The sequence below is a fragment of the Pseudomonas sp. FSL R10-2964 genome, from assembly GCF_009600035.1.
GTDB classification, from domain to species: domain Bacteria; phylum Pseudomonadota; class Gammaproteobacteria; order Pseudomonadales; family Pseudomonadaceae; genus Aquipseudomonas; species Aquipseudomonas bubulae.
Genome location: NZ_WIWH01000039.1, coordinates 22,965 through 48,355, shown reverse-complemented (window position 1 = coordinate 48,355; position 25,391 = coordinate 22,965). Strand labels below are relative to the sequence as shown.

Genomic DNA, 25,391 nt, shown 5'->3' with positions numbered 1-25,391 from the left:
CGGTATCAGATTTTGCGACTGCTGCGCAGCCGATCGCAGCCTCGCTCCGCTCGTCAGCGGCTACAAGGTGTCGGCAGGGTCTACAAGCTCGGCCAACAACTCGGCAAACGCCTCCCGGGCACTGTGATGGCCGGTTTCACTGTGCCAGTAAAACTGGTTAGGGACCGGCTCCAGTTCGGCAAATCGGTAGCGTGCCAACTGAACGCAAACGCCAAAATGCTCAAGTAGCCCTTCAGGCACCAACGCCAGACCCGCACCCGCCCTGACGCAACCAATAATACTGCCCCAACTGGCGTAATCGACCCAGTTGACTTCAAGCCCCTGCACCGCCAACCCTCGCGCCAATACGGCGCGGTACGGGCAACCGGGTGGCCAGGCGAACACCGTGTGTTGATGCATATCCCCAAGACCCGTAAGCGGTGCGAGTGCCGGGCTGGCAATCACTATCAGGGGCTCGTGATAAAGCGGGGTTTTTGTAAGTTTTGGCTGATCGATGCCCCCTGCAATCACGGCGCCGTCGAGCCGGTGGTGCTGCACATCATCAATCAGTTGCCGCCATTGCCCAGTGACCAGTTCCAGGGTCACATGCGGATAGCGCTGATGGAACTCGGCCAGCATCGGCGGCAACCGCCCTGTGGCACAGGACTCAATCGCGCCGATACGCAGCTTGCCCGCAGGCACGGCATGGGGCTGCACGGCACGCCGGGCCTGGTCGACCAGCGCCAGGATCTGCTCGCAATAGCCGACAAACACCTGGCCCGCCGGGCTGATGCACAACCCCCGGCCCGCACGGGTAAACAACGCGGTGCCCAGCTCACTCTCCAGCTGTTTGATCCGGGTGGTGATATTCGACGGCACGCAATGCAGTTGCTGAGCCGCCAGCGCGATGCTGCCGCACTCTGCCACCGACTTGACCATACGCAACTGGCTAAGCTCCATGGTTCACTCCTGATGATTACAGAAATCTTTATATATCACTTGTCATGAATTAATAAACTGACAAAATTTGAGGTCTGTAAATAGCTTTGTTGAATCAAGACAGTTACCCCCAAAAAATAAAAACCATAATGGAGTGGACAGCGTGGACACTAAAGAGGCAGTTATTGAAGCATTGGCACATTCCGTCTTTGACCATGGCGCGCTGAACAACGCATTCTATCAACGCTGGTTAGGCTCTCCAATGAAGCTCCGGGAGGTAGAAATATTTGCGCAAAATTATTGGGCCAGGACATGTCGTACAGCCTTGATGGTCGCGCTTTCTTTTTTACATGCAAAGCACATTTCAGCAAGAGCAGAAATCGTCAAAAACCTATACTCTGAGTTAGGCAACGGCGATGCAAAAAAAGCACACAGTGTGCTTTTAGAAAAGTACTTACTTGACCTGTTAAGTCGTCTAGCCGGAAGAAAATACACCTTGGACGAGTTAGAGGCGGGAGAGGTCTTACCCTCAACACATCTCTTTATTGCAGAGCAGGAAGCACTGTATGCACCCGCTGAGCAAGGACGACCGTCAAGTCATGCTCTAGGAGCACTGCTTGCCCAAGAGTGGCTTGCGTATTCAATGCTGACACGTTTATACGAGGGCGCACGAAATTATCAAAACTTGTATTCCAACAATGATGAATTCCACGAGTGGTGTGAATATTTTTACATCCATATTGGAGAAGCTGAAAAAGAGCATAAAGTTCAGTCACTAATAGCAGCAGCGCTTGAGTGCAGCAACGAAGCTGATTTGGCCGAACTAACCATTGGCTTCAAACGCTTTCTCGACATCACAGAAAACTACTGGAACGGAATAGCACGAGCTATTGAAGACGCTAAGACGTTGGAAATAAACATTTGAAGTGTTCGCACACAAGGAAGCAAATAATCGCAGCCCTGGCCGCTGTCGTACTGTGCTGGGCCTATTCACCGATCGGGATAAACATCGGCCTGCAGGATTATTCTCCGGGGCATCTGGCGTTGCTGCGGTTTTTGATTGCCTCGGTCTTTATGGCGGCTGTTGCGCTGGTGTTGCGCATTGGCCTGCCCCGGCTCAGGGATGTGCCCTGGCTGATCGTGCTGGGCTTTTTCGCCATTGTGCTGCATCACGTGGCGCTCAATTTCGGCCAGCGCTGGATCAGCCCCGGCGCGTCCAGCGTGTTGGCACAATCCGCACCACTGTTCAGCACCCTGATCGCACGGGTGTTTTTGAAAGAAACTGTCAGCGGCTGGCGCTGGTTATGGGTGGCTGTGGGGTTTCTGGGCGCGCTGGTGGTGGTGATCAGCGATAAAGGCCTCGCAGGGTTCAGGCCCCAGGGCTTGCTGGTTTTGCTCGCGGCGTTTTCCTGGAGCGTCTATTTCGCCTTGCAAAAACATTACTCCAACCGCTACAGCCCTTTGACTCTGGTGTGCTACACGATCTGGAGCGGGACCTTGCTGCTGGGTGTATACGTGCCGGGGCTCGTGGATGCAGTCTTGAATGCGCCGGCCCGGGTGAACGGGGCGGTGTTACTGCTGGGGATTTTCCCCAGCGCCCTGGCCTATCTGTTCTGGGCCTTTGTGTTGGCCCGCGCCGAGGTCAGTCGCGTAGTAGGAGTCATGTATTTGATCCCGCCGGTGGCAATGGTGATGGCGGCCGTCGTGTTGGGCAGCACCGTGTCGATGGGGGTGATGGCCGGCGCAGCCATCATATTAGCCAGTGTGATGGCGATGAGTCGCGTGCGGTAAAGACATGCTTTTTGTTATTCCTAAAATGAATATATAAATCATTTTATATTCTTTTTTAAAAGCTAATTTTCCTGCAAGACTCTCGTCATAACTCTTCCAACTCATGATGAGAACGAAATGAAAAAATTCACTGCCCTCACCGCCCTGACCCTGGCTGTCCTGTCTGGCCTGGCCCATGCCGATCGTCTGGATGACATCAAAAAATCCGGTGTGCTGCGCGTGGCGTCCTTCGACAGCAACCCGCCCTTTGGTTTTGTCGATGCCAACAGCAAGCAGATCGAAGGCCTCGACGTCGACTACGCCAAGGCCATCGCCGACAAGCTGGGCGTGAAGTTGCAGTTGCAGCCAACCAACCCGGCCAACCGCGTACCGCTACTGGTGGCCAACAAGGTGGACCTGGTACTGGCCAACTTCACCATCACCCCCGAGCGCGCCGAGCAGGTGAATTTCAGCATTCCGTACTTTGCTTCGGGCCAGCAATTTATCGTCAAGAAAGGCACCCTCACATCCCCCGAGGAGCTGAACAAATGGCGCGTAGGGGTGGACAAGGGCACGGTCAATGAAGGCGTGCTGCGCGAGAAATTCCCCGGTGCCAAAGTGGTGGCCTACGATGACACCCCGTTCGCCTTCACTGCCCTGCGCAACGGTAACGTCCAGGCCATCACCCAGGACGGCCCGAAGCTGATCGGCCTGCTGGCCAATGTGCCGGACAAGGACAAATACGAAGTGCCGCCGTTCACCATTTCCAATGACCTGATCGGTGTCGGTATTCCTAAAGGCGAAGCGCGCCTGACCGAGGTGGTCAACCAGACCCTCACCGACCTCGAAGCCCAGGGCAAGGCCCAGGGCATTTATGACGCCTGGTTCGGCCCGACCACCAAGACCCCGCTGACCCGCCTGTACAAGATTGGCGACAAGAGCTAAGCCACTGCCTCTGTGGGAGCGAGCCTGATCGCGAAGACTTTTCGCGAGCAGGCTCGCTCCCACAGTTCCTGTCTCCTTCAGCCCGTCACGGTCAACCGGACGGGTTTGCTCGTTTCTGGATGGACGCTGTTTCTATGTTCGGTGAACTGCTTGCCCCGCAATACCTGCACTGGTTGCTCGATGGTTTTGTCCTCACCCTGATCCTTTCCCTGCTGACCTGCCTGGTGGCTACCGGGCTGGGGTTTTTGCTGTGCCTGGCACGCATCTCGCCTTTGCGTGTGTGGTCGTGGCCGGCACGGGCCTACCTGGCCCTGTTTCGCAACACGCCACTGCTGGTGCAGCTGTTTTTCTGGTACTTCGGGGTCACGGCCATGCTGCCCGAAGGGCTGGTGATGTGGCTCAACCAGCCGCGCAGCCTGTCACTGGGGCTGTTTGAAGTTGACTGGCCGTCGTTTGAGTTTCTCGCCGGGTTCTGGGGGCTGATGCTCTACACCGCCGCTTTTATTTGCGAGGAGTTTCGCGCCGGTGTCAGTTCGGTGCGGGTGGAACAACGGGCGGCAGGTCTGGCGCTGGGCTTGAGGCCGGCACAGGTGTGGCGCTATATCGTGTTCCCGCAGGCGCTGCGCACGGCGTTGGGACCGTTGCTGGGCCAGTATATGAACGCCCTGAAAAACTCGTCTCTGACCATGGCCATTGGCTTGGCCGAGCTGTCCTACGCCTCGCGTCAGGTCGAGACCGAAACCTTCAAGACCTTTCAGGCCTTCGGTTTTGCCACTCTGCTGTATGTGGCCAGCATTGCCTTGCTCGAAGTACTTGGCCAATTGATTGCACGCAGCAAGTGGTATCGCCAGGGAGGGGTGTAAGTCATGGATTTTTCGGTTATCAGCGACAACTTTTCGTATTTCATGCTCGGCGCCTGGCCCAACGGACCTTTGGGCGGTGCAGCACTGACGCTGCTGCTCAGCCTGTTGTCGGGGATCATCTCGGCACTGCTGGGGCTGGTGCTGGGCATTGCCCTGGTGATGATTCGCGGCAAGGTGCGCTGGCTGTTGTTGGGTGTGCTGGGCTTTTTGCGGGCAATTCCGGTGGTGATGCTGATTTTCTGGAGTTACTTCCTGCTGCCCATCCTGTTCAAGGTCGATGTACCCGCGCTGGCCACCGTGGTGTGTGCGCTGTCGTTGATCGGCGGTGCGTACCTGGCCCACTCGGTGTATGCCGGGATCAGCAGCCTGCCGGCCGGGCAATGGGCGGCGGGCAAGGCTCTCGGCCTGGGTAGCTGGCAAGTGTTGCGTCTGATCATTCTGCCGCAGGCCCTGCCGATGATGCTGCCCTCCTTCCTCAACCAATGGATTTCACTGATCAAGGACACCTCGCTGGCGTACGTGATCGGGGTCGGCGAGCTGTCGTTTGTTGCCACCCAGATCAGCAACCGGGTGATGGTGCACCCGACGGAAATCTTCCTGTTTGTGGCGCTGGTGTACTTTGTGTTGTGCAGTGGCCTGGACTGGATGGCCAATCGGTGGGTCAAGCGCTAACCACCTTCTCACCTGTGGGAGCGGGCTTGCTCGCGATGGCATCACTGCGGTTTGCCTGGCAGACCGCGTTGTCCAAATCGCGGGCAGGCCCGCTCCCACAACGATCAGTGCAAGGTTGCGATCACCGCCCAAACCGGCACAAAGCCCATTGGCAGCCACACGGCCAGTCGCGGCCGATACGGCAACAGCATCAGCAGGCTAAAACCGCTCAACGAGATCATGCCAAACCAGCCCACCGGCCCCATCGCCCAGCCCCAGGCCAACCCGCAAAACCAGAAACTCAGCCCCAGGCTTAGCCAACCGGCAACCCGTAGCACACGGCGCAAGCGGGCCGCAGGCGGCTTTCCCCACACCTGTTTGTAATGACGCTCCAACCCCTGGCACAAGGTAAGCATGCCGATGTAAGCGAACGCCAGTGCAGCAAAATAATCAGCCAGCATCTCAATTTACCTCGGCCATGACGGCGGTTTTTTTACGTGGCACCCGCTCAACCGCCGGTTGCGAGACTTTCCAGCAGGCCCACAGCAACAAAGCGCCCAGGGCCATAGCAGTCAGCTCGACGCCCATGCAGCTGTGCAGTGCCCAAGGCCGGTTGACGGTGAAGACACTCAACAACGGCAAGGCCAGGCACAACCCTCCCGCCAACCCGAGTTGCTCGCGCCAGGCCTGCATGCGCGGGCGCAGCAAGGCATGGGCAAAGCTCAACGCCCACATGCCAAAGAACACATTCAATTCAGCATCCGCCCGTTCGGTCATCCCCGACGGCAACAGCCGGTTGCCCCACAACAGGCTGATACAAGCCAGGCTCAAGCCCGCCATAACGGTGACATTGATCGCCTCGACTAAACGGTAAAGCACCTGGGCAACCCGACCTTCGCTGGCGTACTTGCGCCGCCGCTTGACGGTGAACAGCACCAGCCCGCTGGCGATCATGGCGCTGCTGATCAGCCCGCAAATAAAGTACAGCCAGCGCATCGGGTAACCGCCGAACTGGGCAAAGTGCAGCCCGGAAATCACCCGATGGGTCAGCACCGTTGGGCGCATTTCAGTGGGGCCGGCCAACTGCTCGCCGGTGACGCCGTCAAAGCGCATGCCCTGGCCCTTGGTCAGGGCAATGCGATTGCCCAGGATCGGACGAATCTGGATTTCGGCATTGCTCATGCCGGGGTTGCTGATGCTGATCCCGCCCAACGGCCCCATGACAGCCCGGGCCTGGCTCAGCAACGGCCCCAGGGCCACCAGCGGTGCAGGCTCTGCGGTTGCCGGGCGCTGTACGGCAACGCTGGCCGGCGCCTTGTCCTGCGCCTTGAAAAAGGCCTCGCGGTCACCATCGAACAATGCATCCATGGCCGCAGGCATATAGATCACCAGAAAAATCGCCAGCCCGGTGTAGGTGATCATCAAGTGAAAAGGCAGCAACAGCACGGCACTGGCGTTGTGCGCGTCAAGCCACGAGCGCTGACCTTTGGCGGGACGAAAGGTGAAGAATTCCTTGAAGAACTTCTTGTGGATCACGATGCCGCTGACCAAAGCCGCGAGCATGCCCATGGCCAGCGCACCCACCAGGTAAATGCCGATCATGCGCGGCATGTGCAGGGTGAAGTGGAACAGAAAGAAAAACCGCCCTCCTACCGTTTCGCGAACCGGCATCACCTCGCCGGTATCCGGGTCCAGGGTCACCGACACGCCATCACGGCGCCCGCCGGTGGAGGCCTGCAATTGCGGCGAGCGCTCATAGGGCAGGCTGATACCCCACTGTTTTGCGTCAGCCTTGTGCGTCTGCAAGTAGCTCAGTGCGCGTTGCGCGGCCTGCTCATCGGTCAGGTGGTGGGCCGGCAGCTCGGGGGTCATCCAGTTGTCGATCTCCTGATCGAACACGGCCAGGCTGCCGGTCAAAAAGATCACGAACAACAACCAGCCGACGATCAGGCCACCCCAGGTGTGCAGCCAGGCCATGGATTGGGTCAGGGTCTGTTTCATCCCAGTCGCTCCAGCAGTTGCGGCCAAAAACCGATGGCGGCCAGGGGCACGGCGAGCACCGCGCCCATCCAGGCCGACCACTGGTGGCGGGCAGCAAATGCCCACAAAATGGCGAAGGTGTAGATCACAAACGACAGCAGGCTGGCGACGATCATCGCGTCTACATTGTCCAGCGGCAGCAGCCGCGCCAATGCCGCAGTAAAGGCATAGGTAAAGACATAACCACCAACCAGTGCTGCCAGTGTGCGAGACACGATCGGCGCCCAGGCCGACGTTGCAAGTTTCATGTGTTCAATCCTCTATCGAGCTCCGGTTTTTGCCTGCGCCAGATGCGACAACGGCGCGACACCCGTTTTCACGGATGTCGCGCCTGCATGGGCCGCGGTGTTGTCAGAACGAACTGGTCACAGACGCAAAGTACGCACGGCCTGCCTCGTTGTAGGTTTGCGCGCCCGCCTCGTCCGAGTTGCCCTTGCGGTACAGTTGCTTGTCTAACAGGTTGTTGATGCCCACCCGCACACTGAAGTTTTTGTTGAACTCATAGCCGCTGCTCAAGCCCACCAGACCATAAGGATCGACGGGCTGCTGCACCGACTTGTCCAGTGCTTCATTGGCGCGGTTGTTGCGCTTGGGCGCTTCCTGCTTGCCGTAGTAAGTCCCGCTGACCTGGAACGACAGTTTTTCGGTGGCGTACCAGTCGAGCATGGTGTTGACGGTGTACTTGGGAATGATGCTCAGCGGGTCGCCGGTTTCCTTGTCCTTGCTTTCGATCATGTAGGTCAGGTTGGTGTTCCAGTCCAGATCCTCACGCAAGCTGACAAACAGGTTGCCTTCCACCCCCTGGACGATGGCCTTGCCGCTGTTTTCCCATTGCAGCACGCGACGGCCGTTGGGCAGGCGGAATGCCGATTCGTTGCTGGCATTGATCTTGTTCTGGTAGTCGTTGCGGAAATAGGTGGCACTGGTGCGCCAGGTGCCCTTGTCGAACGCCAGACCGATCTCTTTGTTGACGCTGATTTCCGGTTTGAGATCCGGGTTACCCACCAGGTAGCAGCCACCGATATTCACTTCAACCGAGCTGCAGCCACCACCGCGGCTGTACAGCAGGTAGTTGGGGTTGGACTGGTACAGGTTCGGGGTCTTGTAGGCCCGGGCAATACCGCCCTTGATGCTCAACTCATCGGTGAGCTGATGCGAGGCGTTGAGGCTCGGGCTCCAGTTGCCGCCAAATTCGCTGTGGTGATCGAAGCGCACGCCGGGGGTAACGATGGTTTTGGCGCCGACTTCGATATTGTCTTCGACGTAGAACGCATAGCTGTTGGCCGTGGTTTTGGTTTGCGTACGGTCCGTACCCGGCAGGCCGGGTGTACCGTCAGCCCCCGGATCCCAGCTTTGCGGACGCAACGAGCCCGGGTCATTGAGCGACTCGTAGAGGTATTCACCACCCAGAGTCAGTACCTGGGCGGTGCCCATGTTCAGCGGCAGATTGACCTCACCTGTAGCGCGGGTATTGCGCAGACGCGATTCAAAACTGCCGGCGCTGGCAGAAGGTGCACCTTCACCATAACCGGCCAGGCCTTCGTTGAGACGCGCGTTGCGGGTCAGGTCGTGGGTCAGCGAGGCCGAAGTCGAGCCCCAGTCAAACGAACCATTGTGGGTAGCCGAAAAGGTGCTCCGCTGTAGCACGCTGGTCTCTTTGCCGGTCAGGCTGTTGACGAAGTCACCCCCGCTGTTGAGCATGGTGTCGCCGGCAAAAATATTGCCCTGGCGGCTGTAACTGGCTTCCAGGTCCAGGCTCTGCTCAGGGGTGAATTGCCAGCTGAGCAGGCCGTTGATGTCTTTGTTGCGCACGCCTTCGCGGCCCGCCACGACGCTGTCGGGGGAGGCCTGGGCAGCGGTATTGATGCCCGGATCGTCAGCATCGGTCTTGTTCAGGCCGCCATACACACGAAACACCAGATCATCCGTGATCGGCCCGCTGAGGTTGAAGTTGGTGCGTTTGCTGACACCTTCGGCGTCGTCTTCCGGCGCCAGGTAATAGGCGGTCAACGAGCCTTTTAGCTTGTCCGATGGACGCTTGGTGATGATATTGACCACCCCGCCCATTGCCCCTGAACCGTAGCGCGCCGCTGCCGGGCCGCGCAGGATCTCGATGCGCTCGACTTCTTCGGCCGGTACCCAGTTGGTTTCGCCGCGGGTATCACGGTCGCCGCTCCAGCCATAGCGCTGGGCGTTGCGCGAAGAAGACGGCTTGCCGTCGATGAGGATCAGGGTGTTTTCCGGGCCCATGCCACGCAGGTCGATCTGCCGGTTATTGCCGCGGGCGCCGCTGGAACTGTTACCGGTGAGGTTGACCCCGGGTTCGCGACGAATGATGTCGGACAGGTCATTGGCCGGCGGGCGTTTCTTGATGTCTTCGGCGGTGATGATCGACACGCCGGGTGCCTGCTTCAGCTCCTGGGCAGCAGTGCCCAATACACGGGTTTCTTCGAGTTGCAACGCCTGGCGGGTGCCATCCACCGGCAAATCGGTGGCCTCTACCGGTACTTCGTCACGCTCACGCTCAAGTGCGTCGGCAAGCAGGGTGGGCGAAGCCAGAGCGGCCATGAGAGCCAGTGAAAGATGACTGCGGTTGAATCGAGACGACATGTCCAGTTGATCCCTTAACAATGGAGTGTGCTCAGCAGGCCAAAGGCTGGTAATTGCTGACGCACGACCTCGAAAGGACCTACGTGTTTAGCTTTCCCCGGCACTGCCAGGGCTGCGATGATAGGGACTCTCATTTGAGAGTAAAGCGCAAATGACAGCAATACTCATTTGCAAGTTCCGCAATCCCTTTGTTTTAGAGCCTTTTCCCACATAAAATAATTAATACAAAATGTAACAATGCCTTTGGATCAAGAAATCCCCCTGCCCTGTACAATCCTTCATCCTACTTTTTTGAGCCTTATCGCCATGACTGACGAACTGCACATCACTGACCTGTTACCCGGCGACGGTAAAGCGGTGGTCAAAGGTGCCCTGATTACCACGCACTACACCGGCTGGCTCGAAGACGGCACGGTATTCGACTCTTCACATCAGCGCGGCAAGCCGTTCCAGTGCGTGATCGGCACCGGGCGAGTGATCAAGGGCTGGGACATCGGCCTGATGGGCATGCAGGTCGGCGGCAAGCGCGCACTGCAGGTACCCGCGCACCTGGCCTATGGTGAAAGAAGCATGGGCGCGCATATCACACCGAACTCCAACCTGCGGTTTGAGATCGAACTGCTGGAAGTGCTTACACGCGACGATTGAGCGCGACTGCAGGTTGCGCACTAATAGGGAGTTAAATGCTGGTGAATCGATTTTTCAGGTGTTGTTTACCGATTATTCCGCTAATGGTACTGGCAGGTTGCAGCAGTCAGAGCACACAAACACTGCCAAGCCGGACTCCCGACCAGACCCGCGCCCGCATTGTGCAACTGCTCCCGGCCAAAGTTGCAGACCGCACCGGCTGGGCAACGGATATCCAGGTCGCATTCACTGCCCAGGGCCTGGCGGCCACCGATGAAAACCTCTGTTCCGTGCTGGCTGTGACCGAGCAGGAGTCGACCTTTCAGGCCGACCCGCCGGTACCGGGCCTGGGCAAGATCGCCCGCAGCGAAATCAACCGCCGCGCCGGCAAGCTGCATATCCCCGAATTTGTAGTGCGCAGTGCCTTGAGCATCACTTCGCCCGACGGTAAAACCTACAACCAACGCCTGGATGCGGCCCGCACCGAGGGCCAGTTGAGCGCCATTTTTGATGATTTCATCGGCATGGTGCCACTGGGCAAAAGCTTGTTTGGCGGCTTGAACCCGGTGCATACCGGCGGGCCAATGCAGGTCAGCATCGCTTTTGCCGAAAAGCGTGCACGGGACTATCCCTACCCGGTGGCCCACTCGATCCGCCAGGAAGTCTTCACCCGCCGCGGTGGCATGTATTTCGGCATCGCCCATCTGCTCGGTTACCCGGTGGACTACAACCAGTCGCTGTACCGTTTTGCCGACTTCAACGCGGGCTGGTACGCCAGCCGCAATGCCGCTTTTCAGAATGCCGTCAGCCGTGCATCTGGCATACCGCTGGCACTGGATGGCGACCTGACTATTCCGGGCTCTTACGCGGTTGGCTCCACCGAGCGGGCTGTACGCGCCCTGGGCAAGCAACTGGGCCTGAGCAATAACGCTATCCGCCGTCAGCTTGAAAAAGGCGACAGCCTGGACTTCAACGAAACCGACCTGTACCAGGACGTGTTCGCCCTCGCCGACCGCCAGCAAGGCAAGCCGCTGCCCCGTGCGGTATTACCGGGCATCACCCTGCAAAGCCCGAAAATCACCCGCAACCTGACCACCGCCTGGTTTGCCCAGCGGGTTGATGAACGCCGTCAGCGTTGCATCAGCCGGGCAGCGGCCAGCCGTTGATTTTCTGTGGGAGCGAGCCTGCTCGCGAGGGTATCGACACGATCTACCTCACAGACCTTGTCGTCAGTATCGCGAGCAGGCTCGCTGCCACAAAGAGAGGTGCGCAGGCCTGCGAGCAAACGCACAGCTAAAATGCTACAAATTATGTAGCCAGCGCATGCAGGCCTTGTAGTCCCTTGGGCAGGCTGCGATAAGCTGCGCCGCAAGTTCAATCAACAGTCATCAGGAATAATTGATATGTGCGTGGTTTTTGCATGAAATGGCTCAAAGGCATCATTCTGGGAGTCATCCTGCTGGCAGTCGGCGCCGTGGGGCTGGGGCTGTTTTACTTTCTGCCCCAGCACGATGTGGTGATGGTCACGGGGGTTGAGGTCAAGCGCATGGATCACAACGGTGTGATCAGCGCAGAAAACCCGGCTGACGGCCCGACCCGGGATGTGTATTTCATCAACACTGAAGACCCGGTGACCAAGGAGGTCATGGTTTATCGCAACGAAGACACCGGCTGGTCCTTCCCCTGGTATTTCAAGTTCGACTCTGCCGATATCCAGGCCAAGGCCCAGGGTTACTCCCGCGATGCCAACCAGCTGGCGCTGATCCGCTACTACGGCTGGCGTATCAAGATCTTCTCAGTATTTCCCAATATCACCGCGATCGAAGCCACCAACAGCCGGGATGAGCCTTTCCCCTGGTTCAACACGGTGTTCTTCAGCGTGCTGGCACTGCTCTTGATCGTGATTGCCGTCTTTATCAAGCGTCGCGTCAAACGTCGCCCGCAAATGCCGGTCAATTGATCGCTGCGCCCCTGCGGGGGCGCATTCCAGGGGCCGTGAATCGGTCACCCGCGACACCCTCCCCTACGGCCACACCGGCAGTCCTTGACCTCAAGGTTTGCCGGTAGCAACAGCCAACTCGTCTGACACCTCACCATCGGCCTCGCGCTCATGCTCCAGCACCGCCTGGGCCAGGTCTTCGGTGACGCGCATCTCGACCCCGACGGCCGACATTTGTGCCGCCGCGGTAAAGGGTGCAGCGGTCACTGGCTCCGAGCCCTTGGCACGACGCCAGGCAAACAGCAGCACCAGGCCCAGGTTCAGCGCGGCCAGGGCCCAGAATAGCCCGGCTTCACCGACCCGGGTCATCAGCGGCGAAATCACCAGCGGGCTGATGGCACAGCCCAGGGAGTTGATCAGCAACAGGCCCTGGATCATGCTCACAATCGCCCCCGACGATGCCCGATCCGCCGCATGGCTGACCGCCACCGGGTAAATCGCGAAGATACCGCCCCCCAGCAGAAAAAACGCCACTACCAGTAACGGCGAACCCGCTGGCAGCATCAGGATGATCAATGACAGCACTGCGCAGGCAGCGCCCAGCACGATCAATACCAGATGCCGGTCCTGATGGTCCGACCAGCGCCCGACCGGGTACTGCAACAGCATGGCGCCAAGAATCACCCAGGCCATCATATGCCCGACCTCGGTCACGTCCAGGCCGATACGTTGCAGGTACAAGGGCAGCAACGCATACACCGCGGCAATGGCAATACCCGAACCAAAACAGCCAATCACCCCGGTGGGCGTGGCACGCAGCAACTGCAAGGGCATCAGCGGTTCTGCGCGCTCAACAATCGGGGTTGCCCGCGGCAACATGACAATGGGCAACAACGATAGCGAGGCCAATATGGCGGCGATCATAAAGGGCACCGTGTCACCGGTCAGGGCAATGGCGCCCAGGTTGACCTGCCCCAGCAACCCCGCACCGTAGAGGGCAATCATGTACAAAGCCAGCAGGCGCCCGCGAATCTTGGGGTCGGCGGCCATCAACAACCAGCTTTCCACCACCAGGAATACGCCGACGCTGGCCCAACCGTTGACCAGGCGCAGGACAAACCATGTCCAGGGCTCGGATGACATGCCCTGGAACAGGATCGAGGTGGCAATCAATGCCGCGAAGCAGCTGTAGGCGCGGATATGACCGATGCGTACGATCAGCCGGTCATTGAAGATCGAGCCCAGGGTCAGCCCGATAAAATAAGCGGAAGACACAATACCGACCATGGTCGCCGACTGGCCCATGGTGTCCAGGCGCAGTGTGGTCAACGAGGCAAGCATGCCGTTGCCGATACTGATGATAAACAGCCCAAGTAACGGCGCCAGCGCCATCGCCAGCAATTGGACAGACATGATTGACTCAAGACCTCATTGATCAATGGATAACCCGCTCGGGCAAAAGCACAGCGGCACCTGCCGGCAAAGGCCGGGGCGAGACAGAAAAACCGGGGTGTGTGATTGTGCATCCTCGACGCCACGGACGTGGCCGCGAGTGACAGGCAGGGCTCAAGACAAGCATCGACCAGGCAGAATCAGGGCGCGCATAGTAGCCGCAGACAGGTACAAGTTGAAGAGCGCGGCCCGGGATTTGTCAGGCCATTTTGACGCAGGTACCCTCCCCCTTGTTACCCGGCTCTGGAACCGTGCCTTTTTATCCGGTACATGTCGCCATCGGCATGGCTGAGCAACGTATCGGCATCCTCTCCGTCCACGGGGTAAAAGGCCATGCCAATACTGCAAGACGGCATTTTGATCCCGCCGAATTCAGCCCCGAGCGGCTCGGCCATCGCCGCAGTAATCTGTTCGATTTTCCAGGCCACGTCGTCCGCGGACTGGATATCGGTCAACAGCACGGTGAACTCATCACCGCCCATGCGCGCCACCGTGTCCGATTCGCGCACACAACGGTGCAGGCGTTGCGCAGCCATGCACAACACGCGATCGCCCATGGCATGCCCATAGACATCATTGATGTCCTTGAAGTCATTCATATCCACAAACAGCAGGGCCAGGGTGCCTTGGCGCCGATGTGCCGCACGCAGGGCAGATTCCAGGCGGTCATTGAACAGCGAGCGGTTAGTCAGTTTGGTCAGCGGGTCGTGATGGGCCAGAAAACGCAATTCGTCCTCGGCCGCCCTCAAGGCTGTCACGTCCCGCGCAACCCCGATCCGCGCACCGACATCCTCAGACCAGAAGGCAGCCCAGAGGATATGCACGACAGCGCCATCCTTGCGCACATAACGGTTGCGAAAATCGACATGGGCCTGGCCATTCATGACCCGAACAATGGAGGCCCGTGAAATCGCCAGGTCTTCAGGGTGTATATAGTCCGTGATCAGGGTCCCCGTAAGCTCGTCGGCACGGTAGCCGAGCAGGGTCTGGCAGGCATCACTGACAAAGGCAATCCGGTTGTCCCTGTCGACCACAAACACCGTGTCCAGCATCAGGTGGATCAGTTTGGGATAGAGCGCCTGCAGGTCAACGGCCATAGCTCAGGGTGTCCGATTTGAAAATCGCCTTGATCATAGCCTGATAGCAAAGCAATGGCCAAATTACCATTTTATGTGGCATTTTTGGCGTCAAAATCCGGACGTCCGCCTCTCTAACAGTGACACCCAACGGATTGCATCGAGGTGCTAAAGTCAGCATTTGCTCAAACACAGGGACGACCCATGACAGGGCGATATCAAGGAAGCTGCCTGTGTGCAGCGGTCCGTTATGAACTGCTCACAACGCCAAAAGCAGTGAGTCATTGCCATTGCGGACAGTGCCGCAAAGGCCATGGCGCAGCATTTGCTTCCTATGCCAGCATTGCGCGCAGCGCATTGCGGATAGTCCAAGGGGCGGACAGGATCACGGCCTACTCTTCTTCGCCGTCAGTGCTGCGCGAGTTCTGCTCTCAGTGCGGTTCGACCCTGTTCTGGTCACGCAGCGAAGGTGAATTTGCCGACTGGATTTCCATAGCACTGGGCACGCTCGACAGCCCCTTTGTGGCACAAAAGCAAACACACCTTTACCTCGACTCGCCTGTGCACTGGGTTTGACCCTCGCCCTATGGGAGAGGGTCAGGGCGAGGGGCTTTCAACCCCTTCGCCTTGTTATCAGCCCTTGGCCGCCATGGCCGTCACTTCAACCCGCATCCCCGCAACGGCCAGCTCGGCCACGCCCACAGCTGCCCGCACCGGCCAAGGCTTGGCAAAAAATCGCTTGTACACTTCATTGAACGCTGCCCGATCAGCCATATCGGTCAGGTAAATGGTCAGGTGCAACACCCGCTCCATCGAGCTGCCCGCCTTCTCCAGCGCCAGCTTGAGCGCCTGCAATGTGCACTCGCTCTGCTCGACAATCCCGCCCAGTTCCAGGCTGCCATCCGCACGGGTTGGAATCTGCGTCGAAACCAGCAAACCCGCAAAGCCGGCAACATCCGAAGAGATGGAGTCCGCATCAGGATCAGGGATGAAAGTCAGGTCGTGTTGCGACATAAGTGATCACTCGCTTGAGTTAAAACACCTATTGTCCAACGTCCGCTCGCGCCGTGCGCGTCTTTTTGCGCAGCAGCACATTGTCGTGCTTGGCTAAAACTGCCCGTGATCCATTACCATGCGCTTCGCCATGACGTCGTTGCATAGCCTGGAGTGCTCTGTGGAAATCAAACACCTGCGATCATTTGTGACCCTGGCCGAAGAGCTGCACTTCGGCCGCGCCGCGCAACGGCTGTCCATCGTGCAACCGGCCCTGAGCATGCAGATCAAAATGCTTGAAGAAGAGCTGGGGGTGCGTTTGTTCGAGCGTAACCGGCACTCGGTGGCATTGACCGAAGTGGGCACTCTCTTCCTGCCCGAAGCCAGGGCCACGCTCTACCAGTCGGCCCATGCCGCGGATGTAGCCAGGGCGTGCGGGCGCGGCGAAATCGGCCGGGTACGCTTTGGTTTTGTATCCTCGGTACTGCCCCAATTGCTGCCAAGGCTGATCCGCTCGCTGCATGCCCGCTTCCCGCGCATCGAACTGGAACTCAAGGACATGCCGGGCCCGGATCAGGCCGTAGCACTGAAAAACGGCCAGCTTGATTTCGGACTGATGCGTCTGCCGGCCACCATCCCGGGCATCCAGACCCGCGAAGTGCTGCAGGAAAGCTTTATTGTCGCCCTGCCCGGCGACCATCCGCTGGTGGCCTGCACCAGCCTGCACCCAACCGACCTGAGCCAGCTGCCGGTGTTTATCCTGGCCCGGCGCTACGCCCCCGGTTTTTACGACGAAGTGATGCAGGCGCTCACCCACCGGGGTGCGCATCTGCAAAACGCAACCGAGCTGGGCGAGTTCACCACCATGCTGGCGCTGGTCTCTGCCGGGTTGGGGGTCGGTTTGCTGCCGGCCAATGCCGGCCGCGCATTACCTGCCAATGTCATCTCCAGGCCGCTGGAACTGCAGGGCTACCGGGCAACGACCGGGCTGGCATGGACCGAGCTCAACAGCGCAGTGAAAAGCGCCGTGTTCAGCTTGCTGGATGAACTCTTTGCGCCGGGTCAGCAGCCCGTTGAGCACTGAGCAAAACCAGCATCTCCTTGCCCGCCATGATCAGCTCAGGGCACGCACCATTGACCTGGCAGGACACGATCAGGCCCTCGCCGATCAGCAGTAACTGCATGGCTGCCACGCGCGGATTCATATAGCCCGCTTGCGCACATATTTCCTCAAGATAGGCCTGAAGGGCCTGCTTGTGCTGGTGCGCCAGCCTGTGCGGCTGCTCTGACAGACTGGCATATTCAGCGGATGCATTGATAAAGGCACAGCCGTAAAAATCCGCTTCCTGAACCCAGGATGCTATGAAATCAAGGTAGCCAGCCGGGCGCTGTGAGACCGCAACCGCATCCACTGCCGCTCGCACTTTCGCCATGAACTCGTTGTGGCGGAGTTCCAGAGCTGCCTCGACCAGATGGTCCTTGCTGGAAAAATGCCGGTACAGCGTCTTCTTGGTAACGCCTGCCTCCTGGCTCAACTGCTCCACCCCGGTGGCGTGAAAACCCTGTCGATAGAACAGGCGCAGGGCGGCGCGGGTGATTGCATCAGACGTACTCATGGGTACTGGCCTCCTGTGGAATGCAACACAGTGTATACCGATCGGTTGACTTGCAGGGATACCGATCGGTATCCTTTTGTCACATCCCCCGTCGCGAGTACTCCCATGTCTGCACGTCGCCTGCTCACATCCGGTGCGCCAGCCGCACCCTCCCTGCGTTTTACGCTGACATCGTTTATGGGTGCAGTCATCGCCATTGGTGCTACTGGCTGGCTGAGCAACCTGTCAGGCACTCCATGGCTTATGGCTTCAATGGGGGCCAGTTGCGTATTGGCCTTTGGCGTCCCCGACTCGCCGCTGGCTCAACCACGCAGCATCATCGGCGGGCATGTCATATCCACCCTGGTCGGACTGATTATTTTGCATACCCTGGGCAATTCGTGGTGGGCCTGCGCATTGGCCGTCGGGCTGGCTCTGGTTGCCATGCAACAGTCCCGTACCCTGCATGCCCCGGCAGGGGCCAACCCGATTGTGGTGCTGATGACCGGCGCGCCGCTGTCTTTTCTGCTGACCCCGGTGCTGGCGGGCTCCATTGTGATCGTGGTGGTTGCCTGGTGCCTGAATAACACACGCCACCGCGGCAGTTACCCCAAGTACTGGTGGTAGTGCGCTGCCTGCAACACCAAAGTAAATGATAAACATTCCTGCTGCTGATACGATTCAGCCCCGCTGCCGAGTCTGAAACGCGCGTCATAGCCGTTTCAACCCACGCACTGAACAGCGAAGTATCAACAACTTCGCACCGTTTATTGCCCGGTTCTCGGCAGCGCGTTCAGTTATCTGCCGTCATTGGTGTGGAGTGTTACGGATGTTGCAAAGGAAGCATGGATTCAAACGGGCAGGCTTTGTGCCACTGGGTGTATGTACCGGCCTGGTGATCAGTTGCACGGTGCTTGCGGGTGAAAACGCGCCCATGCAACTGCCCAGTATTCAGGTCGACGGCGTGCAATCTGCCGAAGACGATACGGACTACCGTGCGGGCTACAGCTCGACGGCTGACAAGACTGAAACGCCCTTTCTGCAGCAGTCGCAAGTGGTCGATACAGTGACCCGTCAGCAACTCAAGGATCAAGCACCGCAAACCCTCGAAGACGTGATCAAGTTCATGCCCGGGGTGGTGGTCAGCAATAACTTCGGCGGCACCCAGGACAGTTTTATCAAGCGCGGATTCGGTAATTCCGATGATGGCGGCGTGTTGCGCGATGGTGTACGCATGCCCATCGGCCGCAACTTTCAACGTGTCACCACCGAGCGCGTGGAGATGCTCAAGGGCCCTGCTTCACTGCTCTACGGCATGCAGGAACCCGGCGGAGTGATCAACGTGATCACGAAAAAACCGCAGTACCAATGGAACAGCACACTGGGCGGCACCCTGAGCGATCAGGGCGGTGGCGATGGCTGGTTCGATGTCACCGGGCCGCTGGGTGACAGCGGGTTCGCCTTTCGATTGATCGGGCAAAACCGCGACGAGGATTACTGGCGCAACTTTGGTCAGAACAAGTCGAAACTGGTCGCCCCTTCGCTGTCCTACGAGTCTGACGATCTGTCGTTTCTCGCCGCTTATGAATACAACGACTACAGCAATACCCTGGACCGTGGCGCGCTGTTCTACAACGGCCATCATGTGGGCAGCCGCGACAAACGCCTGGACGAAAAATGGACCCGCGCCCAAGGCCAGCGTCAGTCGCTCAACACCACCACCGAGTACCGCCTCGACCCCACTTCAAGGGTGCGCCTGACCACGGGCTGGGTGTATGACCATTACAACGACTACCAGGCCGACCCCAGTGAATATCGCCCGGCAACAGGCGAGCTGACCCGGCGGTTTCGTCGTAACGTGGGCGCCAACCGGGAGAACGCTTACCTGTCGCTGGACTGGATTGGTAACAAGACCTGGCTCGGTATCGATCACGACCTGGTCACGGGTGTCGACTATGAAACCCGCCGCGAAGCCAACGGCGACTTCCTGCAAAGCAGCAATGTCGGCGGTTTCTACCCGGCCGACCCGCAGTATGGCCTGCTGCCGCCGGTGGGTAAGGTGAACCCGTCCAACACCAACGGCAAAAGCCATATCAAGGGCCAGTCGCTGTACGTCAAAGACACTATCCACCTGGGCGAAAAATGGATTCTGGCCCCGGGCCTGCGCTATCAGCATTACTCGATCGACTCTGGCGCGGGCCTGGACTTCAAGCAAACCACCGATGAGGGCGAATCCAGGCTTTTGCCCTTCCTGGGGCTGGTGTATCAGATGCGTGACGACCTCTCGCTGTATGGCAACTACAGCCAGTCATTCGCACCCAATGAGATGGAAACCGGCACCACGTTCGAAGGCACCTACAAGTCTGAAACCGGCCGCCAGTACGAAGTCGGCATGAAGTATGACAACGGCGACTGGACCAGCCAGTTGGCGGTGTACGACATCCTGAAAAAGAACGTACAGCAGAACACCGGCGAGCTCGACGCGTTCGGCAATATGATCCAGCGCATTGCCGGTGAAGTGCAGTCAAACGGTCTGGAATGGAGCATGAGCGGACGCCTGAACGCGCAGTGGAGCGTCATCGCCAACTACGCCTACACCGATGCACGGATCAAAAAGGACACCCGGCAAACCGAGGGCAACCGCCTGTTCAACGTGGCCCGTCATGTGGGCGGGGCTTACCTGACCTATGAAGTACCGGCCGATATTTTCGCCGGCCGCTTGCGCCTGGGCTCCGGGGCCCGCTATGTGGGCAAGCGCGCAGGGGATATCAGCAACTCTTTCGAGCTGCCGGACTACACCACGGTGGATGCTTTTGCATCCTGGAAGACCAGCCATCTGCTGGGCAAGGAAACCTCACTGCAGCTCAACGCCAGCAACCTGACCGATCGCAGCTACTTTGTGGCTTCGGGCGGCAACACCCGACGTGTGAGTTGGGGAGAAGGAAGGACGCTGCGCCTGACTGGAGAAGTCAGCTTCTAGCCTGACAGGCAGGCGCGCTCGCGCCTGCCCCTTGGCCCGGTGTTAAGGTCGGGCGGCCGTCACCTCGATCTCTACCAGGTAGTTGGGGTTGGCCAGGCCGGCTACCTGGAACGCCGAGCGGGTTGGCAGCTTGGGCTGGGCCTTGGTGCCGAAGAACTGGGTATAGCCCTTCATAAATCCGGCGAAATCCATTTTGCCGGTTTCCGGCGTGCCCACCAGATACACCTGCATCTTGATCACATCGCCCATGCTCAGGCCCAGGCTTTTGAGGGTAGCCTCGATATTTTTCAGCACGTTGACCGTCTGCACTTCGGTGTCGCCATAGGCCGCCAGGGTCTTGGGATCGGCCTTGCTGTCGGCAATAGGCGGCACCACGCCACTGAGGTTGACCACGGTGACACCCGGTGGAATTTCCACGGCCAGAGAGATCGGGAAGTCCGAGTTGGGCAGCTTGTGACGGATCACTTCTGCGGCGTTGACCTGGGTAGTCATCAGGCCGGCCAGCACCGAGGTCAACACAAAAGCGGGGATCAATTTTTTAGACATTTTTGTATTCCTTGAGGGTCATGAAAAAAGCGCGCAGTCCATGGTTGCTTGTCAGCGTCGGGTGACCGCCTGAACATCCTCCACTGTCACGGAGTCAGCATAGTGATTGCCAAAATGAGTCCGTACATAGTTGACCACCGAGGCTATCTGCTGGTCATCCATGTACTTCTTGAAACCCGGCATACCGCCCTGCCCTGATGTCACCATATACACCGGGTACACCTTGGCCCCCAGTTTCTGGTTGGCAGCCAGCGCCGGGTAGGCGCCCGCCCCGTGGGAGCCCTGGCCTTCAGCCATATGGCAGCCCTGGCAGACCTGATTGAACAGAGCTTCGCCGCTGGCCTGATCGAACTTGCCGGAGGTGGACAGCATCGGCGCATTTTCAGCAAAGGCAGTGGCACTGACCAGCAGGCCTGCCAGGGTAGCGGTGGTTAAAGTCATTCTCATGGCTAACTCCTGGCTCAGGCCGCTTTCGCGCTGGCAATAATATGGGTATGCAGACGCTTGATCGCATCCTGGGAGGACAGGATCGCGCCCTCCATCCAGGCCGGGATATAGGAAGCATGCTCACCGGCAAGGACAATGCGACCGTCAATCTGGCACAGGTTCTTGTAATGCTGCTGGCGGGTTTCAGGGGTCCACAGGCCATAGCAACCGTTGGTCCAGGGCACGCGGTGCCAGCCAACGGCAATGCCGTTTTCGAACTCTGCCGGGTATTGGGGGTGAACCTGGGCACCGTACTCAACGGCTTTCTGCACGCGCATTTGCGGGCTCATGGCGGTGAATTCATAAGCGTTCGGCCCCCAGATATAGGCACCGAGCAATACGCCCTTGCCCTGCTTGCCGTAGTCGGTGCTCGGGTAGCTGATTTTGCTGATCGGCGTATCGGTGTAGCTGATGCCGCCGTAGATATGCTCATCCTGCTCCCAAAAACGGCGCTTGAATTGCAGTCCGACCTTGATCGAAGACTCGTAGGGCACGGCGCGGATCGCGCTCATCATCGGTGCACTGACATCAACCGGCAGTTGCCCGAGGATCGACAGCGGCAATGTGCACACGCACCAGTCGGCCTGCTCCTGTTGTGCCCTGCCGCTACCGTCGCTGTTTTGATAGGTCACGGTCACGCCTTTGTCGTTTTGCTGGATGCGCGTGACCTTGGCGTTGTAATGGATCAGGTCATTGACCTGCTTCTGGAAGGCCTGGGCAATCATGTCCATACCGCCTACGGGCTGGAAAATGCTGCTCTGGAATTCATATTCCTGGCCGCTGGCGATGCTTTGCCACAGATTCGAATCCAGCAGCGCCTTGCAGTCGATCGGCTCGGACGCCACCGCCTCGGGCATCAGGCCACCACCATCGTCCACGGCAAAGCCACGGCGCATGCTGGTTTCGAGGGATTTCTTGTAGGCGTTGCTGCTATCGAGCGCCCCCCATTTGCGCATCACTTCCAGCAGGCGTTCGCGGTCTTCCCGGGTCAGTGCCTGATCCAGGCCGTGCTGATTGACGGCCTTGCTCAACAACTCGGCCACATGCCCCTGAAAGTCCGCCTGCACTTCACGATAACGCTGCGGCTTGCCATTAAACGCCTTGGTGGAATGCACCATTGCGTTGTAGTTGACCTGAATAAAGGGCTCCAGTGCGACGCCGAATTTGTGGCAGTAGTCGAGCACCGCATGGTGGTGGTACGGGATGCGCCAAGGGCCGGGGTTGAGGTACAGGCCCTTGTCGAATTCGCAATGCTGGGTAGCGCCGCCCAGCTCGGTGAAGCGGTCACCGCCACGCAACGTCCAGCAACGCCCACCGGGTTTGGCATTGAACTCCAGCACCTTGACCTGGTAGCCGGCCTTGCGCAGTTCGTAGGCGGCGGTCATGCCGGCCAGCCCGGCCCCGAGGATCAGTACGCGGGTGCCTTTCGGTGCGCCGCTCAAGGCGAAGTCACGCTGGTAATTTGATTCTGCGGCAAAGCCCAATGAGCTCATCGCCTGATACATCGCAGCGGCGCCTGCTGTCACGCCGATCCAGTTGAGTACTTTGCGTCGGCTCACAACCATTGCTTTCTCTTGCATGACCAGTCCTTTGCATCGAAGGGAAATACGCAGGCAATGACTGACGAACAACCCGGCATGCGGCATCGCCCGACCACAGAAATGTCTGCGCCCGGTGATGTCCCAGAGCAAGCGCTATGCCATGAATTAACGAAGGGAGAAAAAACCGCAACCAGAGAAAAGATCGTCAAACAGACACGGCCAAATGCTTCTACTTAGGTCGGGCAGGTCTGTTTTTGGTGCAAAGCGGATGCGCCAGTATTGGGCAGCTCAGGTGGCTGTGTACCTCATGGGCGCATCGCTGCCGGGTCGGGGCAACGCCTCAGGCATGCGGCGTCGGATAGAGCAGCAGTACCAGCCACCCGGCGACATAGAGCCCCAGGCCAAACGTCACATGGGTGATCAGGGTTCGGCGCCTTGCCACGTAAGGAGCCGCCGTCTTCGATGCAGCGATGCCGAAGCCGAAGGCGGGCTGCAAGATAAAAAACGGTGCCGCCATACTGATCAAGCCAGCGGCCAATGCAGGCATCAGCGTGGGATGGAACAACCACTCCACACCCGTGAGTACAACCAGCAGCAACGCGAAGACAATGCCCGTCAGGTAATGAAAAACCCAGCCGATCAGACGCTCATGCCTGACACGCGGCGCAGCCACAATCGAGGTATGCTGAAACTGCCCCTGGCGCATGAGGCCCAGCCAACGACCGACGAGCCCATAGTCAAGGGACGGGATACCAAAGACCCGTGCACGAATTAAAGCGCCTGCGTCCATGATCAAGGTGGCCCCCACGCCAACCAACAGAATACGCAGTACCATCTCACTTGTTTGCATGTTGTACCCTCTGCATTAAGCCTGTTTTGTCGGCCTGGTCAGAGCAGTCTGCAAGTTCAAGTCGACTTGAGGTCAAGCATGAAAGAAATGGAGATCGGTGAAGTGGCACGGCGCTGCGGCCTGCCGCCCTCAACCCTGCGCTACTACGAAGAAAAAGGGCTGATCCGCTCGACAGGCCGTCGGGGCCTGAGCCGTGTGTTCAGTGCGGATGTACTCCAGCGCCTTTCATTGATCGCGCTGGGGCAGTGTTCGGGGTTTTCACTGGACGATATCGCCGCCATGCTGAAGGCGGACGGTCAGCCTGAAATTGATCACCAGCGCCTGGCAGAAAAGGCTGACGAACTTGATCGCACCATCCAGCGCTTGAGTACAATTCGCGACGAGCTCAGGCGAGCAGCAGCCTGCCCCGCTCCCCGTCATATTGAATGCCCTGCCTTTCAGAAAAAACTGGCCTCTGTCAGGCCACGCAGCCTCGACAGGAAAAAACCGGGACGCAGTCAAGCTCCCACGGACAAAAGTCAGAACACCCCATGAATGGCGTTAACAGCCCTGCCCTGTGCGGCTGATAGTGCATCATCGTGGATTTCAGACTGCAAACCAAATTGGCCAGCCAGTGCTTTACGCCCCTTGGGCGTCACTGCAAGCGCCCGGCTGTCGAGGTCCTGGACTACCCATTTGCGGCTCAAGGCCAAGCTCGCCCAGGGCGCTTTCGCCACTCGCCGTAAGTTCATACAAACCCCGGCCGGTAGCTGCTGCAATCAACCTGCCTGCGGCGCAGACGCGGGCGGTGTCGGCATGGTCTTTTCCATCGGCTGGTACACCAGCCCCGCCGACTCGTCCACGTCCCCTGAACACTTAAAGCCATACCGTTCATAGAAACCCACCGAAGGCAGCGAAGCTGCTCACACTCAGCACGGGCCAACGAACGCATGCACAATGCGCTGGCAGCCACTTGCCGACTCCACCCGAGGTATTTATGGGCATCGAAACGTTGAACATGCACATGACCATTAGCAAAGAACGACCGCAAGACATCGAAGCCATCAGTCGCCTGACCGAGGCAGCGTTCAGGAACGAAAAGTATTCAAGCCACACCGAGCATTTCATCGTCAATGCACTGCGGCGCACCGGGCAACTGAGCATCTCCCTGGTGGCGGCAGAACATGACGAAATCCTCGGCCATGTCGCCATTTCCCCTGTCAGCATTTCGTCCAGGGTAACCGGATGGTATGGCCTGGGGCCGATCAGTGTAAGGCCTGACCGTCAGGGCAAGGGCATTGGCTCGGCATTGATGAAGGCCGCACTGCAACAGCTGCGGCAACAGGGCGCAGCGGGTTGCGTCGTGCTGGGCGACCCTGCCTATTATGGCCGCTTCGGGTTTAAAGCCCACCCCGGCCTTGAGTTGCCCGACGTTCCCCCTGAATACTTCCAGGCCCTGTCCTTTACTGGCGAGCTGCCTGTCGGGGTAGTGAAATACGCTGCGGCGTTTGATGCACGCGAGTAAGTGAC

27 protein-coding genes and 1 pseudogene are annotated in these 25,391 nt (G+C 58.9%); 14 read left to right on the top strand and 14 right to left on the bottom strand.

Annotated features, from left to right (window positions below):
- Positions 1 to 60: 60 nt before the first annotated feature.
- Entirely contained in the window at positions 61 to 939 is an 879-nt protein-coding gene (locus GHN92_RS19625; protein ID WP_095032047.1) for a LysR family transcriptional regulator, read from the bottom strand.
- A 142-nt stretch (positions 940 to 1,081) separates the two neighbouring features.
- Here GHN92_RS19625 and GHN92_RS19620 point away from each other — a divergent pair, with 142 nt between their 5' ends.
- From GHN92_RS19620 to GHN92_RS19600, 5 genes are all read left to right on the top strand, one after another.
- Complete coding sequence (locus tag GHN92_RS19620; protein WP_238705515.1) at positions 1,082 to 1,843, top strand: iron-containing redox enzyme family protein; 762 nt, start codon at positions 1,082 to 1,084, stop codon at positions 1,841 to 1,843.
- Positions 1,840 to 2,709 carry a DMT family transporter gene (locus tag GHN92_RS19615; protein WP_138738305.1) on the top strand — a complete coding sequence of 290 codons (870 nt, stop codon included), beginning with the start codon at positions 1,840 to 1,842 and terminating at the stop codon, positions 2,707 to 2,709. Before GHN92_RS19620 ends, GHN92_RS19615 begins: the two co-directional genes overlap by 4 nt.
- A 117-nt stretch (positions 2,710 to 2,826) precedes the next feature.
- Entirely contained in the window at positions 2,827 to 3,633 is an 807-nt protein-coding gene (locus GHN92_RS19610; RefSeq protein ID WP_095002848.1) for an ABC transporter substrate-binding protein, read from the top strand.
- 134 nt (positions 3,634 to 3,767) lie between these two features.
- Positions 3,768 to 4,496 carry an amino acid ABC transporter permease gene (locus tag GHN92_RS19605; RefSeq protein ID WP_095020718.1) on the top strand — a complete coding sequence of 243 codons (729 nt, stop codon included), beginning with the start codon at positions 3,768 to 3,770 and terminating at the stop codon, positions 4,494 to 4,496.
- 3 nt (positions 4,497 to 4,499) lie between these two features.
- Positions 4,500 to 5,168, top strand: a complete 669-nt coding sequence (locus GHN92_RS19600; protein ID WP_095002850.1) for an amino acid ABC transporter permease — start codon at positions 4,500 to 4,502, stop codon at positions 5,166 to 5,168.
- 104 nt (positions 5,169 to 5,272) lie between these two features.
- Here the strand turns inward: GHN92_RS19600 and GHN92_RS19595 are convergent, their stop codons facing one another.
- From GHN92_RS19595 to GHN92_RS19580, 4 genes are all read right to left on the bottom strand, one after another.
- Positions 5,273 to 5,608, bottom strand: a complete 336-nt coding sequence (locus tag GHN92_RS19595) for a DUF3325 domain-containing protein (protein WP_095002851.1) — start codon at positions 5,606 to 5,608, stop codon at positions 5,273 to 5,275.
- A gap of 1 nt (position 5,609) precedes the next feature.
- Complete coding sequence (locus tag GHN92_RS19590; RefSeq protein ID WP_153380871.1) at positions 5,610 to 7,148, bottom strand: PepSY domain-containing protein; 1,539 nt, start codon at positions 7,146 to 7,148, stop codon at positions 5,610 to 5,612.
- Positions 7,145 to 7,435: an iron transporter gene (locus GHN92_RS19585; protein WP_095002853.1), complete on the bottom strand. Its 291-nt coding sequence runs from the start codon at positions 7,433 to 7,435 to the stop codon at positions 7,145 to 7,147. Before GHN92_RS19585 ends, GHN92_RS19590 begins: the two co-directional genes overlap by 4 nt.
- Before the next feature lie 103 nt (positions 7,436 to 7,538).
- Positions 7,539 to 9,797, bottom strand: a complete 2,259-nt coding sequence (locus GHN92_RS19580) for a FepA family TonB-dependent siderophore receptor (protein WP_153380869.1) — start codon at positions 9,795 to 9,797, stop codon at positions 7,539 to 7,541.
- Between the two features lie 306 nt (positions 9,798 to 10,103).
- On the opposite strand from GHN92_RS19580, the gene GHN92_RS19575 reads away from it, so the two are divergent.
- The 3 genes from GHN92_RS19575 (at position 10,104) to GHN92_RS19565 (ending at position 12,384) form a co-directional block, all read left to right on the top strand.
- Positions 10,104 to 10,445: an FKBP-type peptidyl-prolyl cis-trans isomerase gene (locus tag GHN92_RS19575; protein ID WP_095002855.1), complete on the top strand. Its 342-nt coding sequence runs from the start codon at positions 10,104 to 10,106 to the stop codon at positions 10,443 to 10,445.
- Positions 10,446 to 10,480: 35 nt separating this feature from the next.
- The gene (locus GHN92_RS19570) at positions 10,481 to 11,590 is read left to right on the top strand and encodes a DUF1615 domain-containing protein (RefSeq protein WP_095018628.1); all 1,110 of its coding nucleotides are present in this window, start codon (positions 10,481 to 10,483) and stop codon (positions 11,588 to 11,590) included.
- A gap of 254 nt (positions 11,591 to 11,844) precedes the next feature.
- The gene (locus GHN92_RS19565; RefSeq protein WP_095002857.1) at positions 11,845 to 12,384 is read left to right on the top strand and encodes a DUF1523 family protein; all 540 of its coding nucleotides are present in this window, start codon (positions 11,845 to 11,847) and stop codon (positions 12,382 to 12,384) included.
- Between the two features lie 90 nt (positions 12,385 to 12,474).
- Here GHN92_RS19565 and GHN92_RS19560 read toward each other — a convergent pair whose 3' ends face one another.
- Positions 12,475 to 13,776, bottom strand: a complete 1,302-nt coding sequence (locus tag GHN92_RS19560; protein WP_095002858.1) for an MFS transporter — start codon at positions 13,774 to 13,776, stop codon at positions 12,475 to 12,477.
- Positions 13,777 to 14,048: 272 nt separating this feature from the next.
- The gene (locus tag GHN92_RS19555) at positions 14,049 to 14,912 is read right to left on the bottom strand and encodes a sensor domain-containing diguanylate cyclase (protein WP_095018626.1); all 864 of its coding nucleotides are present in this window, start codon (positions 14,910 to 14,912) and stop codon (positions 14,049 to 14,051) included.
- Positions 14,913 to 15,095: 183 nt separating this feature from the next.
- On the opposite strand from GHN92_RS19555, the gene GHN92_RS19550 reads away from it, so the two are divergent.
- Positions 15,096 to 15,467 carry a GFA family protein gene (locus tag GHN92_RS19550; RefSeq protein WP_095002860.1) on the top strand — a complete coding sequence of 124 codons (372 nt, stop codon included), beginning with the start codon at positions 15,096 to 15,098 and terminating at the stop codon, positions 15,465 to 15,467.
- Between the two features lie 57 nt (positions 15,468 to 15,524).
- Here the strand turns inward: GHN92_RS19550 and GHN92_RS19545 are convergent, their stop codons facing one another.
- The gene (locus tag GHN92_RS19545; RefSeq protein WP_095002861.1) at positions 15,525 to 15,905 is read right to left on the bottom strand and encodes a RidA family protein; all 381 of its coding nucleotides are present in this window, start codon (positions 15,903 to 15,905) and stop codon (positions 15,525 to 15,527) included.
- A gap of 160 nt (positions 15,906 to 16,065) precedes the next feature.
- Here GHN92_RS19545 and GHN92_RS19540 point away from each other — a divergent pair, with 160 nt between their 5' ends.
- Positions 16,066 to 16,968, top strand: a complete 903-nt coding sequence (locus GHN92_RS19540) for a LysR family transcriptional regulator (protein WP_178102648.1) — start codon at positions 16,066 to 16,068, stop codon at positions 16,966 to 16,968.
- On the opposite strand, the gene GHN92_RS19535 is transcribed toward GHN92_RS19540, so the two are convergent.
- Positions 16,916 to 17,500, bottom strand: a complete 585-nt coding sequence (locus GHN92_RS19535) for a TetR/AcrR family transcriptional regulator (RefSeq protein ID WP_095025370.1) — start codon at positions 17,498 to 17,500, stop codon at positions 16,916 to 16,918. The genes GHN92_RS19540 and GHN92_RS19535 overlap by 53 nt on opposite strands.
- Before the next feature lie 105 nt (positions 17,501 to 17,605).
- Between GHN92_RS19535 and GHN92_RS19530 the strand changes: the two genes are divergently transcribed.
- A complete protein-coding gene (locus GHN92_RS19530) occupies positions 17,606 to 18,106 on the top strand; it encodes an HPP family protein (protein ID WP_095002864.1) in 501 nt (166 codons plus the stop codon).
- A 202-nt stretch (positions 18,107 to 18,308) separates the two neighbouring features.
- Positions 18,309 to 20,459 (top strand): TonB-dependent siderophore receptor, encoded by a 2,151-nt coding sequence (locus tag GHN92_RS19525; RefSeq protein ID WP_138738296.1) that lies wholly within the window; start codon positions 18,309 to 18,311, stop codon positions 20,457 to 20,459.
- Between the two features lie 42 nt (positions 20,460 to 20,501).
- On the opposite strand, the gene GHN92_RS19520 is transcribed toward GHN92_RS19525, so the two are convergent.
- The 4 genes from GHN92_RS19520 to GHN92_RS19505 all read right to left on the bottom strand — a co-directional run bounded on the left by GHN92_RS19520 (position 20,502) and on the right by GHN92_RS19505 (position 23,882).
- On the bottom strand, positions 20,502 to 21,005 hold the full coding sequence (locus GHN92_RS19520) for a RidA family protein (RefSeq protein WP_095002866.1): 504 nt from the start codon (positions 21,003 to 21,005) through the stop codon (positions 20,502 to 20,504).
- Positions 21,006 to 21,056: 51 nt separating this feature from the next.
- Complete coding sequence (locus GHN92_RS19515; RefSeq protein WP_254925240.1) at positions 21,057 to 21,452, bottom strand: cytochrome c; 396 nt, start codon at positions 21,450 to 21,452, stop codon at positions 21,057 to 21,059.
- 14 nt (positions 21,453 to 21,466) lie between these two features.
- On the bottom strand, positions 21,467 to 22,996 hold the full coding sequence (locus GHN92_RS19510) for a flavin monoamine oxidase family protein (protein WP_153380882.1): 1,530 nt from the start codon (positions 22,994 to 22,996) through the stop codon (positions 21,467 to 21,469).
- Between the two features lie 376 nt (positions 22,997 to 23,372).
- Positions 23,373 to 23,882 carry a DUF2938 domain-containing protein gene (locus GHN92_RS19505; RefSeq protein WP_153380865.1) on the bottom strand — a complete coding sequence of 170 codons (510 nt, stop codon included), beginning with the start codon at positions 23,880 to 23,882 and terminating at the stop codon, positions 23,373 to 23,375.
- 78 nt (positions 23,883 to 23,960) lie between these two features.
- On the opposite strand from GHN92_RS19505, the gene GHN92_RS19500 reads away from it, so the two are divergent.
- Positions 23,961 to 24,416, top strand: a complete 456-nt coding sequence (locus GHN92_RS19500; RefSeq protein WP_153380863.1) for a helix-turn-helix domain-containing protein — start codon at positions 23,961 to 23,963, stop codon at positions 24,414 to 24,416.
- Between the two features lie 224 nt (positions 24,417 to 24,640).
- Here GHN92_RS19500 and GHN92_RS19495 read toward each other — a convergent pair.
- Positions 24,641 to 24,781, bottom strand: a pseudogene (locus tag GHN92_RS19495) (GNAT family N-acetyltransferase); the annotation flags it as partial.
- A gap of 98 nt (positions 24,782 to 24,879) precedes the next feature.
- Between GHN92_RS19495 and GHN92_RS19490 the strand changes: the two are divergent.
- Entirely contained in the window at positions 24,880 to 25,386 is a 507-nt protein-coding gene (locus GHN92_RS19490) for a GNAT family N-acetyltransferase (RefSeq protein ID WP_153380880.1), read from the top strand.
- The last annotated feature ends 5 nt before the right edge of the window (positions 25,387 to 25,391 follow it).